Origin of the sequence: Nannocystis bainbridge (assembly GCF_028368995.1) — a bacterium.
GTDB lineage: Bacteria > Myxococcota_A > Polyangia > Nannocystales > Nannocystaceae > Nannocystis > Nannocystis bainbridge.
The window spans coordinates 121,848-136,907 of sequence record NZ_JAQNDL010000002.1 but is presented as its reverse complement, the minus strand read 5'-3'; the positions used below and the strand labels follow the sequence as shown (position 1 = coordinate 136,907).

The following is a 15,060-nucleotide window of genomic DNA, read 5'->3' as shown; positions in this document are numbered from 1 at the left end:
GGCGTGAAAGGCGCGCCGCGCACACGCCCGCGGACTGCGGGGGTCGGTTTTTCACGCTCGCCCTTTCGATCGCGCGAGCACCGACCCCGGCTCCAGGTAGTGTGGTCGTCGCGCTCGCTGATCGCGGCCGAGAGGCACACCGAGATGAACCTGAAAGACGTGAATGCGACCCTCACCGAGATCGAAGACGGCCTGATGGGCGGCCTCGCCACCATCGACGTCTTCAGCAAGACCTCCGGTATGTCCGTCGCCGGTATTCGCAGCTCGCCCAAGGCGTGCGCCCTCTTCAACATCCTCTGCGAGAGGATCACCGAGGCGCTCAAGAAGTCGCAGCTGCCGGTGCCCGACTTCGTCTACCAGACGCTCCTGCGCCTCGGCGACGAGGGCAACGTCATGATCATCGTCGTCGACCTGACCGACAAGTACCGCATGGGTATGGCCGTCGACTGCGTCAAGGCGCCCCTCGGCATCCTCGTCAGCGTCGTCCTCCCGGACGCCATCCCGCGGCTGCGCAACTCGCTGAAGTAATCGGCGCGCCGGCCCTCCGTCCCGCCCGGCGTCTCGCGACTCCGGGCGGCTTCGTCGCGACCGCACGCCCTGGCGGGCCCGGGCCGGCCGAGCATCGACCTGTCCTGAGAGACAGCTTATTTCGCTCCCGCCCGGCCGCGAGCACAGCCGGCCGCATCGAGTTCCCAGCTCCGACTCGCCGCCGTCGACCTGGCCTTCAGGACAGCCACTTCGACCTGCCCGCTCCGGCCCGCCGCCGACGACCGGCCGCGAACTCAGCCTCGACATCACCGCCTCGCGTCATCGACCTGGCCTTCAGGACATCTCTGCCGCCCTGCCCCTGACGAGACCGCGACCGCCTCGCCCGCAGCGTCGGCGGTCTCCGCATCGCTCCCCTCCCGCCGCGCGTGCCACTGCAGCAGCGCATCGAGCACCGGGCACAGCGACTGCCCCCACTCCGTGAGGCGATACTCCACGCGCGGCGGCACCTCGCCGAACACCTCGCGGCGGACCAGCCCGTCGCTCTCGAGCTTGCGCAGCTGCTGCGCCAGCATCTTCTGCGACACCTCCGGGATGGCGCGCTCCAGCTCCGAGTAGCGCAGCACCTTGCCACCGAACAGGTGGAACAAGATGCGCAGCTTCCAGCGCCCCTCGAGCAGCGCCAGCGCCTCGCTCACGGCCTCCGCCGCGGTCTCCGGCGTCCACGGCTCCGACTTACCTGCAGGTGAGCGGCTCACTTCTTCGTGCGTCCTTGTCACCCCTGCATACTGGGCCCATCTTCGCGGTCCGGGCAATCGTCGGCGGCGAACGTCGCGCCGCGCGTGTGCTCGATCGGAGATCGATCCAATGACCCAGCCTTTCTTCTACGACTCCCGCGAGTTCACCGGCAAGCGCGTCCTCGTCACCGGCGGCACCCAGGGCATGGGCGCCGCCGTCGTGCGTCGGCTCGCCGCCGGCGGCGCGACGGTCGCCACCACCGCGCGCTCCGCCTTGCCCGAAGGCCAGGAGCCCGCCCTGTTCGTGCAGGCCGACATCGCCACCCGTGAGGGCGTCGAGCGGGTCGTGCGGGCCGTGACCGACGCCTTCGGCGGCGTCGACATCCTCGTCGACAACGCCGGCGGTTCGTCCGCTCCCGGCGGCGGCGCCCTCGCCCTCGACGACGACCACTGGCGTCATGACCTCGACCTCAACCTCCTCGCCGCCGTCCGCTTCGACCGCGCCTTTTTGCCCGGCATGGTCGCCCAGCGCTCCGGCGTCATCCTCCACGTCTCCTCGATCCAGCGCCGCATGCCGCTGCCCGAGGCCACGCTCGCCTACGCCGCCGCCAAGGCCGCCCTCAGCACCTACAGCAAGGGCCTGGCGCGGGAGTTCGGCCCCCAGGGCGTGCGCGTCAACAGCATCGCCCCCGGCTTCATCGAGACCGCCGCCGCCCACGCCCTCGTCGTCCGCCTCGCCGCCGAGTCCGGCACCGACGAGGCCACCGCCCGCAACGGCCTCATGACCTCGCTCGGCGGCATCCCCATCGGCCGCCCCGGCCGGCCCGAGGAGGTCGCCGAGTTGGTCGCCTTCCTCGTCTCCGACCGCGCCGGCTCGATCCACGGCAGCGAGACCACCATCGACGGCGGCACCGTCCCGGTCGTCTGACAGTGGTACATGTCCCTTCGCGCATGTCCCTCACGACATGCGCCAAAGGCCAGCCTCAGCGCACCACCAGCATCCGGATCTCCGACATGTCCTCGATGGCGAAGCGCAGCCCCTCGCGGCCGAGGCCCGAGTCCTTGACCCCGCCGTAGGGCATCGGGTCGGCGCGGAACGACGGCACGTCGTTCACGATCACCCCGCCGACCTCGAGCGAGTCCCAGGCCTGGTGCATGCGCTCGATGTCGCGGGTGAACACCCCCGCCTGCAGCCCGAACTTGCTGTCGTTGACCTGCTGCAGCGCCTCGTCGAACGTAGCGAACTCCTGCAGCAGCGCCACCGGCCCGAACGCCTCCTCGGCGGCGATCGGCTGGTCTCGCGGCACGCGCTCGAGCAGCGTCGGCGCTACCATCACCCCGTCGCGCCCGCCCCCGCACAGCCGCCGCGCCCCGGCCTGCACCGCGGCCTCGATCCACGCGGCGATCCGGCGCGCCTCCTTCTCCGAGATGATGGGGCCGATGAACGTGTCCTCGTCGCGTGGGTCGCCGACCTTGAGCTCGGCCGTCGCCGCCACCAGCCGGTCGCGCAGCTCCGCGTAGATCGACGCGTGGGCGAGGATCCGCTGCACGCTGATGCAGCTCTGGCCCGACTGATAGAACACCCCCGTGATGAGCCGCGGCACCACCTTCTCGAGGTCCGCCGTCTCGTCGATCACGCAGGCCGCGTTGCCGCCGAGCTCGAGCACCACCTTCTTCTTGCCGGCGCGGGCCTTCATCGCCCAGCCGACCGCCGGCGAGCCGGTGAAGCTGAGCAGCTTCAGGCGCTCGTCGCTGGCCAGCGCGTCGGCGCCGGCGCGCGGGCACGGCACGATCGACCATGACCCTTCGGGCAGCTCGGTCTCGGCCAGCACCTCGCCGATCAGCAGCGCCGAGATCGGGGTCGCGCTGGCCGGCTTGAGCACGAACGGGCAGCCCGCCGCGATCGCCGGCGCGATCTTGTGGGCCGCCAGGTTGAGCGGGAAGTTGAACGGCGAGATCAGCGAGCACGCGCCGATGGGCACCCGCTTCCACTGCCCGCGGTAGCCGTGCAGGCGCGGGCTCGAGGCCATCGCCAGCACCTCGCCGGCCGGCCGCGTCACCTCGGCCGCGGCCGCCTTGAACGTCTCGATCAGGCGACCAACCTCGCCGCGGGCGTCGCGGATCGGCTTGCCCGCCTCGATGCACAGCACCATCGCCAGCTCCGCCGCGCGCTCCTCGAACCGCCGCACGCAGTGCTCGAGCGCCGCCTGGCGGGCGTACGGCGGCATCGCGGCGGTCGCCCGCGTCGTCCCTGCGGCGGCGGCGATCGCCGCGTCGAGCGTGCCCGCGTCGGCCTGGGCCACCCGGGCCGCCTCCTCGCCGGAGAACTTGTCCAACACGGGCAGGTCGAAGTTGGCCTGCACCGCGCGGCCGCCGAGGAACAGGGGATACGTCTCGCGGAGCATGCTCCGGTTTACACCACCTCGGGACCCGCAGCGACCGCCCCGCGGAGCAGCGCCCCGCGCACGAACACCGCGCGAGCGGGCGCCGCGTCGCGGCGGAACGCCAGCGCGTCGAACAGCCCCTCGGCGCCCGCGATCTCGGGCGCGTCGATCACCGCCAGATCGGCCGCGTGACCGGGCTGCAGGCAACCGAGCTCGTCCGCCATCCCCAACGCGCAGGCTCCGCCCCGCGTCGCCAGCCACAGCAGTTCCTCGGCCGTCGCGGGCGCCCCCGCGATGAGGCTCGCGTCGTAGGCGCTCGCGATCACCTGGCGCAGCGAGAAGCTGCGGCCCGCGCCCACGTCGGTGCCGAGGCCGACGCGGATCGATCGCCCGGTGGCCGCGCGCAGGCGCATGCAGCCGCTGCCGAGGAAGAAGTTGCTGTCGGGGCAATGGGCCACCGCGCCGCCGGTCGCCGCCAGTCGGTCCCACTCGCCGTCCGACAGGTGCACGCAGTGCGCGAACAACGAGCGCGGCCCGCTGAGCCCGTGCGACTCGTACACCTCGAGATAATCACGCGCCGCCGGGAACGCCGCCGCCGTGTGCCGCAGCTCGTCTGTATTTTCGGACAGGTGCGTCTGGACATGCAGGCCGTGGGTCTCGGCCAGCCGCCCCGCCGCGCGCAGCAGCCCCGGCGTGCAGCTGAGGGCGAACCGCGGCGTGACGCAGAAGCCGAGCCGCCCGTCGTGACCGTGCCAGCGCGCGATCAGCCGCTCGCAGCCCGCCATCGCCTCGTCGACGCCGACCAGCAGCCCCTCCGGCGCCCCGCGGTCCATCAGCGTCATGCCGACCAATGCTCGCAGCCCGCAGCGGTCGAGCTCGTGGAACAGCACGTCGGTGGCCGCCTCGTGGCTCGAGGCGTAGATCGCCGCGCACGTGGTGCCCTGGCGGATCAGCGCCTCGCAGAACTCCCACGCCACCGCCGCCGCGTAGCGCAGGCTGTGAAACCGCAGCTCCTCCGGGAACACGGACCGCTCGAGCCAGCGCAGCAGCGGCCCGCTCGCGCTGCCGATCACGCGCGTCTGCGGGAAATGCACGTGGGTGTCGACGAAGCCGGGCAGGATCACCGCGCCCGGGTACGACGGCGGCAGCGGGCAATCCTCCGGCGCCGGCGCGATCGACACGATCCGGCCGTCCTCGCCGATCGTCAGCAGGCCGTCGGCGATGCGCTCGATCTTCGCCTGCCGCGGATCGGGGCACAGCAGGCGACCTCGCAGCACGCGGGCGCGGGACGGAGTTTTCGCGGGGCCGTCGGAGACCTTCGACATCCGGGCCGAAGGTGCCCGTTGCCGCCGCCGCGCGCAATCCGGACCGGCGGCCATCCTCCGCACGCGCCGCGCGGCGGCGGAACACCGGTACCGCCCTTCGCCGTCGCGCCCCCGGGCGCGCGGCCCCGGCCTCGGCTTCGGCGCGATCACGAGGCCCGCCGCGATCGCGGACGCGACCGCGACGCGAGCGCCGCGACGGAGCGTCGGCGACGGAAATCGCCGTGCCACGATCCACATCTCGCGTCCGCGCGATCGAATTGATCCGGCGCACATACGCCGCACCCCATCAACCACAGATCGCGCCCACACCGCCTTGCGCGGCCCTCTGCCGCCATTCCACCAACGCCCGATTTTTAGAACTCGAGGACAGGTCATGACGAGCGCCCGCTGCGCGTGACCATCGAGCGGACGCGCCCCACGAGGCCGCCGCGCCGCTTGAACGGCCTACATCGGCCCCGCGACCCCGTGGTCCCGGCGTACGTGGAGGTCGGTGCAAGACTGGTCGAATCCCATGAGCGTCATCATTCCCGATACGGACGCGTCGGGGATCTCGGTGGACATCACGCAGTCGCTGCCTGGTGTCGCGATCATCCCTGCGACCCTGCCTCCGCGGCTCGGTCGGTTCACCATCCTCGAGCGGCTCGGCGGCGGAACGGCGGCCGTCTACGCCGCCTACGACGAGCTCCTCGATCGCAAGATCGCCATCAAGGTCTTGCCCGACACCGGCTCCAGGGGCCAGATCCGGCTGCTGCGCGAGGCCCAGGCGATGGCCGGGGTCAGCCACCCCAACGTCATCACCGTGCTCGAAGCCGGCGTCGTCAAGGGTCAGGTCTACATCGCCATGGAGCTGATCCGCGGCGCTGCCTTGCCTGCCTGGCTCGCCGCCGGCCCACGCACCTGGCGCGAGATCCACGACATCTTCACCCAGGCCGCGCGGGGCCTCGCCGCCGCGCACGGCGTCGGCCTTTTGCATCGCGACTTCAAGCCCGGCAACGTCATGATCGACGCCACCGGTCGCGCCTGCGTCCTCGATTTCGGCCTCGTGCGCGCCACCCCCGATCGTCCGAGCCTGCTCGAGCTGTCGGGCCAGAGCGCCAACCAGAGCATGCGCGCGCGCCTCACTGGCGAGGACGACGACGACATCCTCGGCACCCCCGCTTATCTCGCGCCCGAGCGCTGGCGCGGCGGCCCGGCCCAGCCCGCCTCCGATCAGTTCAGCTTCTGCGTCGCGCTCTACGAGGCCCTGTTCGGCCTGCCGCCGTTCGCCGGCAACGACATCCTCGCCCTCTCCCACGCGATCACCAGCGGCCCGCCGCGGCCACCTCCGCGCAACCATGGCGTGCCCGCCTGGTTGGTCGGCGCCCTCATGCGCGGCCTCAAGACCGAGCCGCGTGATCGCTACCCGTCGATGGAGGCCCTGCTCGGCGCGCTCGCCCCGTCGCACGGTCGGACCTGGCGGCTCGTCGGCGCCGCCGTGGCGCTCGCCCTCACCGCCGGCGCCGCCGGTCTCGCCGTCGTGCCCGAGGCCTCCGCCGAATCGCCGTGTGCCGACGCCGACGCCGAGATCGCCCGCGTCTGGGGTCCTGCTCAGCGCAACGCCGTCGCCACCGCCCTGCGCGACGCGGCTCCTCACTACGCCGCCGTGCTGTGGCCGAAGGTCGCCGACAAGCTCGATCGGTTCGCCGCCGCCTGGGCCGAGAACCACCGCGACACCTGCCTCGCCGAGCACCAGGGCCGCTACACCGAGGCCCTCCTCGATCGCCAGCGGCGCTGCCTCGAGCGCCGGCGCGACGCCTTCGACGCCACCGTCAAAGCGCTCTCGATCGCCGACATGGACATGGCCCCGCGGGCGCTCGGCGCTGCCAGCGACCTCGTGCCGCCCTCCGCCTGCCACAACCTCGCCTTCCTCAAGGCCGAGCCGCCTGCGCCCGACGACCCCGACCTCGGCGAGCGGGTCGCCGACCTCCGCGATCACATGGCCCGGGCCGAGGCGCTGGCCCGGCTCGGTCGGGTCCACGAGGCCGTCGAGGAGGCCGTCGACATCGAGGCCGCCGCCGAGCAGGTCGGCTACGCCCCGCTGCGCGCCGAGGTCGCCTTGCTGCGCGGGCGGCTCTCGCTCAACACCGCCGAGGAGACCGGCCAGGAGCTCGAGTGGCTCACCCGGGCCATGCGCAGCGGCATCGAGTCGCGCGGCGACGCGATCGCGGCCGAGGCCGTCGCCTTGCGGATCGTCGCTGTCGGTCGGCGTCCCGAGACAGTCGGCCGCGCCCTCGCCGACGAGCCCCTCGCCCTCGCCCTCGCCTCGCGCGGCGCCGACCCCGACGCCCTGCGCGGCCTCGTCCTCCACAACCTCGGCGTCGCCCACCTCGCCCAGCGCAACACCGTCGAGGCCCGGCGCTACTTCACCGAGGCCCTCGGCGTGCGCCAGGCCGCGCTGTCGGTCGGCCACCGCGACGTCGGCTCCACCCTGCTCGACCTCGCCGCCGTCACCGATCCGGGCCGCCCGCGCGACGAGCTGCTCGCCCGCGCGCTCGAGATCTTCGACGCCGAGCTCGGCGTCGTCCACCCCGCCACCATCGAGGCCCGGATCACCGCGGCTCAGCTGGCCGAGCCTGGCGAGGCGTGGTCGATCCTCCAGAGCGGCTGCGTCGCGCTCGAGCGGTTCTTGCCCGACGACCTCGTGCGGCGCACGCGGTGCCTCTTTCACCTCGGCCGCGCCGCCATCGAGATCGGCGACGACGACGACGCCGCCTCCGTCTTCCGCGCCGCCGCCGAGCTGTCGGAGCTGTCCGGCACCCGCCTGTTCGGCCCCGAGGCCACGCTCCTGGCCGGCTATCGCGGCCTGGCCGGCCCGTTCGACGACGACACCGCCGTCGAGCACCTGCGGGCCACGCTGGACCGCCTGCCGGACGCCACCTGGTCGAGCGACGAGCTCGCCGAGCTGCACCTCGTCCTCGGCCAGAACTTGCTCATGCGCGATCGCCCGCTCGAGGCCCGCGTCCCGCTCGCCGCCGCCGTCGCCGAGCTCACCCCGCTCGCCGAGGCCGACCCGCACTGGGCCCCGCGCCTCGCTCGCGCCCACCGCACCCTCGCCGAGGCCATGCTGACCGCCACGCCTCCCGCCATCGCCGCCGCCCGCCCGCACCTCGGCGCCGCGCTGGCGTTCTACCGCAGCGCCGGCGCCAGCTTCGCCCGCCAGCTGGCCGCCAGCGAGCGCCTGCTGACCCGCGCCGCCGCCCGCCCGAAGCCGCCTCCGCGGCCATGACCGCAAGGACATGGCGAACAGGACATGGCGCATCCGCCATGTCCTTTTCACCATATCCATTTCGACCTGTCCATTTCGCCATGGAGTCTTCCGAAGGCAGAACGCCCGCGGAGCTCAGAGCTCGAGCCGACGCGCTGCCACGCCTGCCGCGACTTCGACGCTGCTCGCAGGCCGCAGAGCATTCCTCGGGACCCACGCGGGCATCGTCACGCCCCTGTCGGCAGAGGAGACATCCCTCGGGACCCACGCGCGGGCATCGTCACGCGCCCATCGGCAGCGAAAAATACCAGCCAATTTATGATCCTTTGTGGGCCCAAACAGCCCCCAAGGGATCACAAATTAGCCCCTGTCACGGCGCCCTCACCCGGCCGCGCCTCTGCGTATTACGCCGGGTCGCAGCCGAACGGCGGCAGCGTCGCTGCCGGCGTCTCGGCCCCGCCGGTGACCCGCTCGGAGGTCACCTTCGAGCCGCAGGCCCACGTCAGCGTCGGGCTGAAGCAGCGCACGCAGGACACGTCGCGGACGGTCGCGTCGACCCCGATGGCCACGTTGATCGCCCCCTCGCCGCCGGCGTTGCGCAGCTGCACGTGCTCGAACACGTTGCCGCGGGCCTTCTCGTACAGGCGGATCGCGTCCCACGTCCCGCGGCGGTCGGTGACCCCGAACATCTGCACCGGCTTGTCGGCCGTGCCTTCGATGCGCAGCGTCCCGCCGCCGAACTCTCCGACCCCGAGCGAGAACCCGTCGTGCACGCGCAGCTTGGCCCCCGCGCGGATCGTCAGCGTCGCCTCGCCGTCGACCGCGATCGGGCGCTTGAGCTCGATCGGGACCCCGAAGTCTTGCCACACCGCGTCCTTGTCGATCTCGCCGCCCTCGACCTGCACCGTCGTCTCGGCGTCGAGCTTGTTGTCGGGCCCGATCATCCCGTACAGCTGCGGGCTCACGTCGAAGGCCGGGTGCGAGCGCTCGAACGTGTTGCCGCTGAACTCGCCGAGGCGGACCGCCGCGCCCTGCAGCGTCACCCCGCCGCCGTTGTCGTGGAACGTGCAGCCCTTCACGCTGAGGCGCGCCTCGTTGTTGGCGTACACCACCCCGCGGTCCGAGCGCTGGCCGCCGTACTCGAACACCACGTTGCTGAAGCTCGCCGTCGCCGAGCGGTACAGGTTGACCCCGCGCCACGCCTGCGATCGCGGCTCCGTCGCCGTCGTCAGCACGATCGGCTCCTTGCCCGCCGCCTCGGCCACCAGCGACGCCGGGTGGTCGTAGCCGACCGTGAAGTAGGCGTCGTCGTCGAACTTGAGCACTGTCCCCGGCGCCAGCTCGAGCAGCGCCTCGTGCTTGTCGTCGGGGCCCTCGATCTCGATCACCCCGCCGATCACGAGCGGCACCTTCGGCACGTCCCAGCGGGCCCGATCGCGGATCATCCCGCCGAGCACGTGGATCACCGAGTCGGGCGGGAACGTGTTGTCGGGCGCCACCGAGCCCGCCGAGCGGGCCGGCAGCAGCAGCGCCGGCGAGCTCACGCGCTCGAGCCGGTTGCCCTTGAAGCTGCTGACGTGGCCTTGCGAAGTCACGTGGACCGCCACGTTCTGGCTGTCGCGCACGGTCGAGCCGTCGATCTTGACGTCGACCGCCTGGACGAAGATCGCCCCGCGCAGGTCGGTGCCGGCGAACTCGAGCACCAGCCCGGCGATCTCCGACTCGTCCGCGTGCTCGTACAGCGCGACCCCCTTCCACGCCCCGGGCTTCGCCCCCTCGCCGGTGGCCGTGAAGCGCACCGGCGACTCGGGCGTGCCGCGCACGTGGAGCGTCGCCGGCCGCTCGAAGCCGACCCCCAGCTCGGCCCCCGGCATGAACTGCAGCGTGACCCCGGCCTCGATCGTCAGCGACCCGTTCTCGACCCTATACCCGGGGTGGACCGTCACCGGCTTGCAGCCGGAGCCGATCACGCGGTCGACCTGCTCCACCCCCTGCAGCGCCTCCGGGCAGTCGCGGATCGCCGGCCGCTCCTGCGCGGGCTCGGGCGCGTGCACGCGGTCGGGCATGTTCGGGTTCGCCTCGGCCTTGACCGACTTCTGCTCGTCGGCCCCGCAAGCGAGCGCGACGGCCACGCACCCGAGCCCGAGCCCGCGCAGCCTCGCGCTGCGATCTCGACCACGGCGACGCGCAGACAGGGCAGCGGACGCGGCGGCGCGGGGACGCATCGGCCGAGCATGCCACGCGCGCGTGCGGCCCCGCAAGCCGGACGAGCGCCCGCCGGCCGGTGCTAGACTCCGGCCGTGGCCTCTCGCAAGCCCGCGCTCGCCGTCACGGAGCCGACCATCCGTGTCCGCCGGATCCACCGCCGCGACCTCAACAAGGTGTGGGAGTTCCTCAAGCGCGTGTTCCGCTCGGTCAACCGCGAGACCGTCGAATACCAGCGCCCCCGCACCAAGACCCGCTTCCTCGAGATCTACGAGGAGGAGGGCATCGAGCAGCTGCTGTTCGAGATCCACGAGGGCGAAGCCCCTGTGATCGTCGGCTACGCCGAGTGCGCCTACGAGGTCATCGGCTCCGACAATTGGATCAACGAGCGCTACTTCGAGAGCCGCGACATGCGCCCGCTGTTCGTCGAGGAGATCGCCATCCACCCCGACTTCCAGGGCCGCGGGATCGGCAGCTTCGTCATCGAGCAGTTAGAGCACCTCGCCCGCGTCCGCGGCTGCACCCACCTCGTGCTCGAGGTCGCCGCCAACAACCGGCGCGCGCTCCAGTTCTACCGCGCCCGCAGCTTCTCCCAGATCGACGCCGCCATCTTCCTGGCCAAGAAGGTCGTCAGCGAGCCCGAGCTGCTGCCGCCCCGCACCCTCCGCAGCGGCGGCCTCGACCCGGGTGACGCCGAGGGCATGTCCGAAGCGACCGGTCCCGAAGCACAGGTCCTCACGGACATGCCCGCAGAGACAGGCGAATCGGCGCCCGAACCCGAGCCGCCCCCGGCCCTCCCGGCCAAGCCCGCCCGCACCCGCAAGCCCCGCAGCCGGCGAGCCTAGCGCCCGCGCCGCTCGAGCGGGCTCAGGAGGCGCAGCGCTCGTTCTGCGACGCTTGCAGGCGCAGCAGCGTGCGGCGCTCGAGCGGACCGAGGCGGTCCCGCGGGTCACCCACGACCCGATCCCCGAGACGGTCTCTCGTCGGCAGCGCGCTCGATCGGCCCGGGCTCACAGCCAGATCTTCCGCCCGGGCGCGGCCCTCGGCGCGAACCGGGTCCGTCGCACCGCCGCCGCCAGACACGCCCCGAGCGCGTCCCTCGTCGCCGCCGTCGCCGCCGTCACCGCCCCGTTCGGACCGACCGTATAGTCGACCTCGATCTCGGGCCCGTCGACCGCGCCGTGGACCTGCCGGCAACGCCTCGCCTCGGCCTCCAGCCGGCGCAAGATCCGGTCCGCCCGCTGCCTCGCGCGCGCGCCGGCGAACTCGTCCTCGAGCGGCGGCAGCTCGACCTCCGGCTCGGGCATGTCCGCCGGGACAGGCGCAGCCGCCACCTTCGTCGACCTGTGCCCCGGGACAGGCGACGCTCCGGTCCCCGCCTCGCGTGACCTGTCCCCCGGGACAGCATCACCCCTCGCCGCCCCGCGCGACCTGTCCCCCGGGACAGCATCACCCCAAGCCGCGGTCGTCCCATGCGACAGGTCCAGAGGAACAGCCTCGGCCGGCGCCGGCCCGAGCGCCGCGCCCCCGACGCCCGCACCGCCGCTCGCGCGCAGCACCGCCAGCGAAGTCGCCGCCAGCAGCGCCGTGAACGCCAGCCCGAGCCCTTGCACCCCGCGCGGCGTCGGCACGCGCATCGACGCCGTCGCCGCGGTGCGCCCACGGATCTCCCGTGGCGCCGCCGGCTCCGGCACCCCCGCGCGCAGCGTCATCTCCGCCATCACGTCCGGCACCACCCCGCGCACCGTCGACTCGAGGGCCGGCGCGTCCAGCACGACGCACAGCGCCGCCGCCACCGCCGACATCGTCGCAAACCGATCGGCCGGCCGCTTGGCCATGGCCTTGAGGACCAGCGCGTCCAGCCGCGGCGAGATGTTCGCCGTCGGCGCCAGCGACGACGGGGCCGGCGCCGGCGCCTCGCAGTGCTGATGCGCCACGGCCAGCGCATCCCCGGCGAACGGCAGCCGCCCGGTCAGCAGCTTGAACAGCAGCACCCCGAACGCGTACACGTCGCTGCGACCGTCGAGCTGCTCGCCGCGGATCTGCTCCGGCGACATCGAGCCCGGCGTCCCCAGCCGCACCCCCGCGCGCGTCAGCTCCGAGCGCTCGACCGCGCGGGCGATGCCGAAATCGAGCAGCTTGCACACCTGCTTGCCGTCGCGGCGGCGGGCCAGGAACACGTTCGACGCCTCGAGGTCGCGGTGCACGAACCCGGCCTCGTGGACCACCGCCATCGCCGCGGCGATCTGCAGGCCCCACCGGCACGCGTCGCGCACCGTGACCGGCCTGGCCGCGCGGTCGCGCAGGCGCGCATCGAGGTCCTCGCCCGCGAGCAGCTCCATCACGAAGTAGACGGTGCCGCGCGGGTCCTGGCCGTACGAATGGATGTCGACGATGTTCGGGTGATCGAGCGCCGCGATCGTCTGCGCCTCACGCAGGAACCGCGCCGCTCGTTCTGCGTCGGCGGCCAGCGCCGGGTGCAGCAGCTTGAGCGCGCAGCGCCGGCGCAGCACCTCGTCCTCGCCGACGAACACGCTGCCCACCCCCGCGCCCCCGAGCCGCCGCAGCACTCGATAGCGGCCCTCCAGCAGCGATCCGAGGACATCGTCGGCCCCATCGTCCGTCACATCCGGTCTGTAGCATCGGCCCGCCGAGCCACCACTCTCCACCCACACGCGGCCTCGCCGATCGCCGGGCCGCGCGACCCACTCGCGAAAATCGTGCTACCGCCGATCCACGTCCCGATCGCGCGGACACGCCCGTGCCCTGCGTGCTGCCACGACGCGGCCGATCGTGGCGGTGCAGCCCGCATCGCCGCGCTCGCGGCGACAGCGACGCCGGCCCTGTTCGCGCCGACGCGCGCGCGCGAGGACCCCGCGCTCCGCTCGCGTCGACCCTCGCGGACCCGCAGCGACGCGCGTCACAGCGAGACCTTGCGACCCAGCACGATCTTGGCGGCGAACCGGGTCGCCCGCACCGCATCAGCCAGACAACGGCCCAGCGGATCGGCGGTCGCAGGCACGGCGCGAATCACCTCGCCGCTCGATCCGACCGCGTAGTCGACCTCGATCTTCGGCCCCCCGACCGCCTTGTGCTTCTTGCGACATTTCTTCGCCGCGACCTCGATCTGCCGCAGCGGATCGGAGGCCGGCCGCGACGGCTGCCCCGTCGCCTCGCGCGACGCGGGCAGCTCGGGCGACAGCGGCGGCAAGGCCTCTTCGAAATTCGGCGGTGGCTCCTGCGGCCCTTCGCGCTCGATCGCGGTGGCGGAGTTCTGCGGCTCAGCCGGCGCCTCGGCCGGCACCGGCGCGGCGCCCGGATCCGTCGGCGATACTCGCGGCATGTGGATCGCCGGCACGGCGCTCGCAGCCGTTGACGGCTCCCGCGGCGCCTCGACGATGGACCCGGCCTCCGCAGGCCCCGGCTCCGCCACCACCGCTCGAGCGCGCAGCGCCGCCGTCACCAGCACCGCCACCGTCGCCACCCCCACGCTCGCCGTCACCCACAGCAGGGGCCGCATGCGCCCGCGCGGTGACATCGCCGCCGTCATGCTCCCTTGGCGCGCTGGCGACCCCGGCGTCGGCCCGTCCTGCAGCGTCGCCGTCGCCGCCTGCACCGCCCGCGCGCTCTCACCCGCCAGCGTCACGCTCACCGCCGATTGCAGGGCCCCTGCCAGCTCGGGCGCCTCCTCGGCCAGCACCGAGCGCAGCGCCGACGCCAGCGCGCGCATCGACTGGAACCGCTCCTCGGGCCGCTTGGCCAGGGCCGTCAGCACGATGTCCTCGAGGTTCGGCGGGATGCCGCTCGCCAGCGTCGTCGGCCGCGGCGGCGGCGACTCGCACTGCGCCATCGCCACCTGCATCGGCGCGCCGACGAACGGCACTCGCCCCGTCAGCAGCTTGAACAGCAGCACCCCGAACGAATAGACATCGCTGCGGCCGTCGAGGCGATCGTTGCGGACCTGCTCCGGCGACATGTAGCTCGGCGTCCCCAGCGTCACGCCCGTGCGCGTCAGCTTCGGCCCGTCCTCCACCCGCGCGATGCCGAAGTCGAGCAGCTTGCACACCTCGGTCCCGTCGCGTCGCCGGGCCAGGAACACGTTCGCGGCCTTGAGGTCGCGGTGCACCAGCCCCGCCTCGTGGACCACCGCCACCGCCTCCGCCACCTGCAGCGCCCACAGGCAGCAATGCGCCACCCCGAACGGCCGCTCCGCGCGCGCCTGCAGCCGCGAATCGAGGTCCTCGCCGGTCAGCAGCTCCATCACGAAATACACCCACCCTGCTGGATCCTCGCCGTACGAATAGATGTCGACGATGTTCGGGTGCTGCAGCGACGCGATCATCTGCGCCTCGCGCAGGAAGCGTTCGACGTGCTCCGGCTCCGCCGCCAGCCGCGGGCTCAGCACCTTGATCGCGCAGCGCCGCCGCAGCCGCGTGTCCTCGCCGGCGTACACGCTGCTCATCCCGCCGTGGCCGATCTGCTGCAGCACCCGGTAGCGGCCCTCGAGCACCGTCTCGGTGATGTCTTCAGGTGGATTCGTCACCATCCGCCAACTTCCTGCCCCGTCGCGGGCCCCGTCCTCCGCAGGGCGTCCGCGCGCCGCCCGACGGTCACAGTCTCACGCGCCCGGCCCCTCGTCACGCGGCGCTCGATCGGACGCGAGCGCTCGATCGAGCTGT

The 15,060-nt window shown here is 73.0% G+C and carries 10 protein-coding genes; 4 read left to right on the top strand and 6 right to left on the bottom strand.

From position 1 onward, the window contains the following. The first annotated feature begins 159 nt into the window (after window positions 1-159). The gene (locus tag POL25_RS18290; protein ID WP_272087367.1) at window positions 160-528 is read left to right on the top strand and encodes a hypothetical protein; all 369 of its coding nucleotides are present in this window, start codon (window positions 160-162) and stop codon (window positions 526-528) included. A gap of 266 nt (window positions 529-794) precedes the next feature. Here POL25_RS18290 and POL25_RS18285 read toward each other — a convergent pair whose 3' ends face one another. Further along, a complete protein-coding gene (locus POL25_RS18285; protein WP_373372098.1) occupies window positions 795-1,265 on the bottom strand; it encodes a winged helix-turn-helix transcriptional regulator in 471 nt (156 codons plus the stop codon). An 88-nt stretch (window positions 1,266-1,353) separates the two neighbouring features. Between POL25_RS18285 and POL25_RS18280 the strand changes: the two genes are divergently transcribed. Next, complete coding sequence (locus tag POL25_RS18280; protein WP_272087365.1) at window positions 1,354-2,151, top strand: SDR family oxidoreductase; 798 nt, start codon at window positions 1,354-1,356, stop codon at window positions 2,149-2,151. A 55-nt stretch (window positions 2,152-2,206) separates the two neighbouring features. On the opposite strand, the gene POL25_RS18275 is transcribed toward POL25_RS18280, so the two are convergent. Further along, window positions 2,207-3,628: an aldehyde dehydrogenase family protein gene (locus tag POL25_RS18275; protein WP_272087364.1), complete on the bottom strand. Its 1,422-nt coding sequence runs from the start codon at window positions 3,626-3,628 to the stop codon at window positions 2,207-2,209. Window positions 3,629-3,636: 8 nt separating this feature from the next. Continuing rightward, window positions 3,637-4,932 (bottom strand): guanine deaminase, encoded by a 1,296-nt coding sequence (gene guaD / locus POL25_RS18270; RefSeq protein ID WP_272087363.1) that lies wholly within the window; start codon window positions 4,930-4,932, stop codon window positions 3,637-3,639. Between the two features lie 511 nt (window positions 4,933-5,443). Here guaD and POL25_RS18265 point away from each other — a divergent pair. Further along, window positions 5,444-8,197, top strand: coding sequence for a serine/threonine-protein kinase (locus tag POL25_RS18265; RefSeq protein WP_272087362.1), 2,754 nt, complete (start codon window positions 5,444-5,446; stop codon window positions 8,195-8,197). A 383-nt stretch (window positions 8,198-8,580) separates the two neighbouring features. Here POL25_RS18265 and POL25_RS18260 read toward each other — a convergent pair whose 3' ends face one another. Next, complete coding sequence (locus POL25_RS18260; protein ID WP_272087361.1) at window positions 8,581-10,308, bottom strand: right-handed parallel beta-helix repeat-containing protein; 1,728 nt, start codon at window positions 10,306-10,308, stop codon at window positions 8,581-8,583. Between the two features lie 168 nt (window positions 10,309-10,476). On the opposite strand from POL25_RS18260, the gene POL25_RS18255 reads away from it, so the two are divergent. Beyond that, window positions 10,477-11,226 carry a GNAT family N-acetyltransferase gene (locus POL25_RS18255; RefSeq protein WP_272087360.1) on the top strand — a complete coding sequence of 250 codons (750 nt, stop codon included), beginning with the start codon at window positions 10,477-10,479 and terminating at the stop codon, window positions 11,224-11,226. 165 nt (window positions 11,227-11,391) lie between these two features. Here the strand turns inward: POL25_RS18255 and POL25_RS18250 are convergent, their stop codons facing one another. Further along, window positions 11,392-13,008, bottom strand: coding sequence for a serine/threonine-protein kinase (locus POL25_RS18250; protein ID WP_272087359.1), 1,617 nt, complete (start codon window positions 13,006-13,008; stop codon window positions 11,392-11,394). A 293-nt stretch (window positions 13,009-13,301) separates the two neighbouring features. Then, window positions 13,302-14,924 carry a serine/threonine protein kinase gene (locus POL25_RS18245; protein WP_272087358.1) on the bottom strand — a complete coding sequence of 541 codons (1,623 nt, stop codon included), beginning with the start codon at window positions 14,922-14,924 and terminating at the stop codon, window positions 13,302-13,304. Window positions 14,925-15,060 lie beyond the last annotated feature (136 nt).

What these genes read in the sequence shown, in the direction of transcription:
- POL25_RS18280 (WP_272087365.1), top strand. Translation starts at nt 1,354, where the DNA reads ATGACCCAGCCTTTCTTCTACGACTCCCGCGAGTTCACCGGCAAGCGC.
- POL25_RS18275 (WP_272087364.1), bottom strand. Translation starts at nt 3,628, where the DNA reads ATGCTCCGCGAGACGTATCCCCTGTTCCTCGGCGGCCGCGCGGTGCAG.
- guaD (WP_272087363.1), bottom strand. Translation starts at nt 4,932, where the DNA reads ATGTCGAAGGTCTCCGACGGCCCCGCGAAAACTCCGTCCCGCGCCCGC.
- POL25_RS18265 (WP_272087362.1), top strand. Translation starts at nt 5,444, where the DNA reads ATGAGCGTCATCATTCCCGATACGGACGCGTCGGGGATCTCGGTGGAC.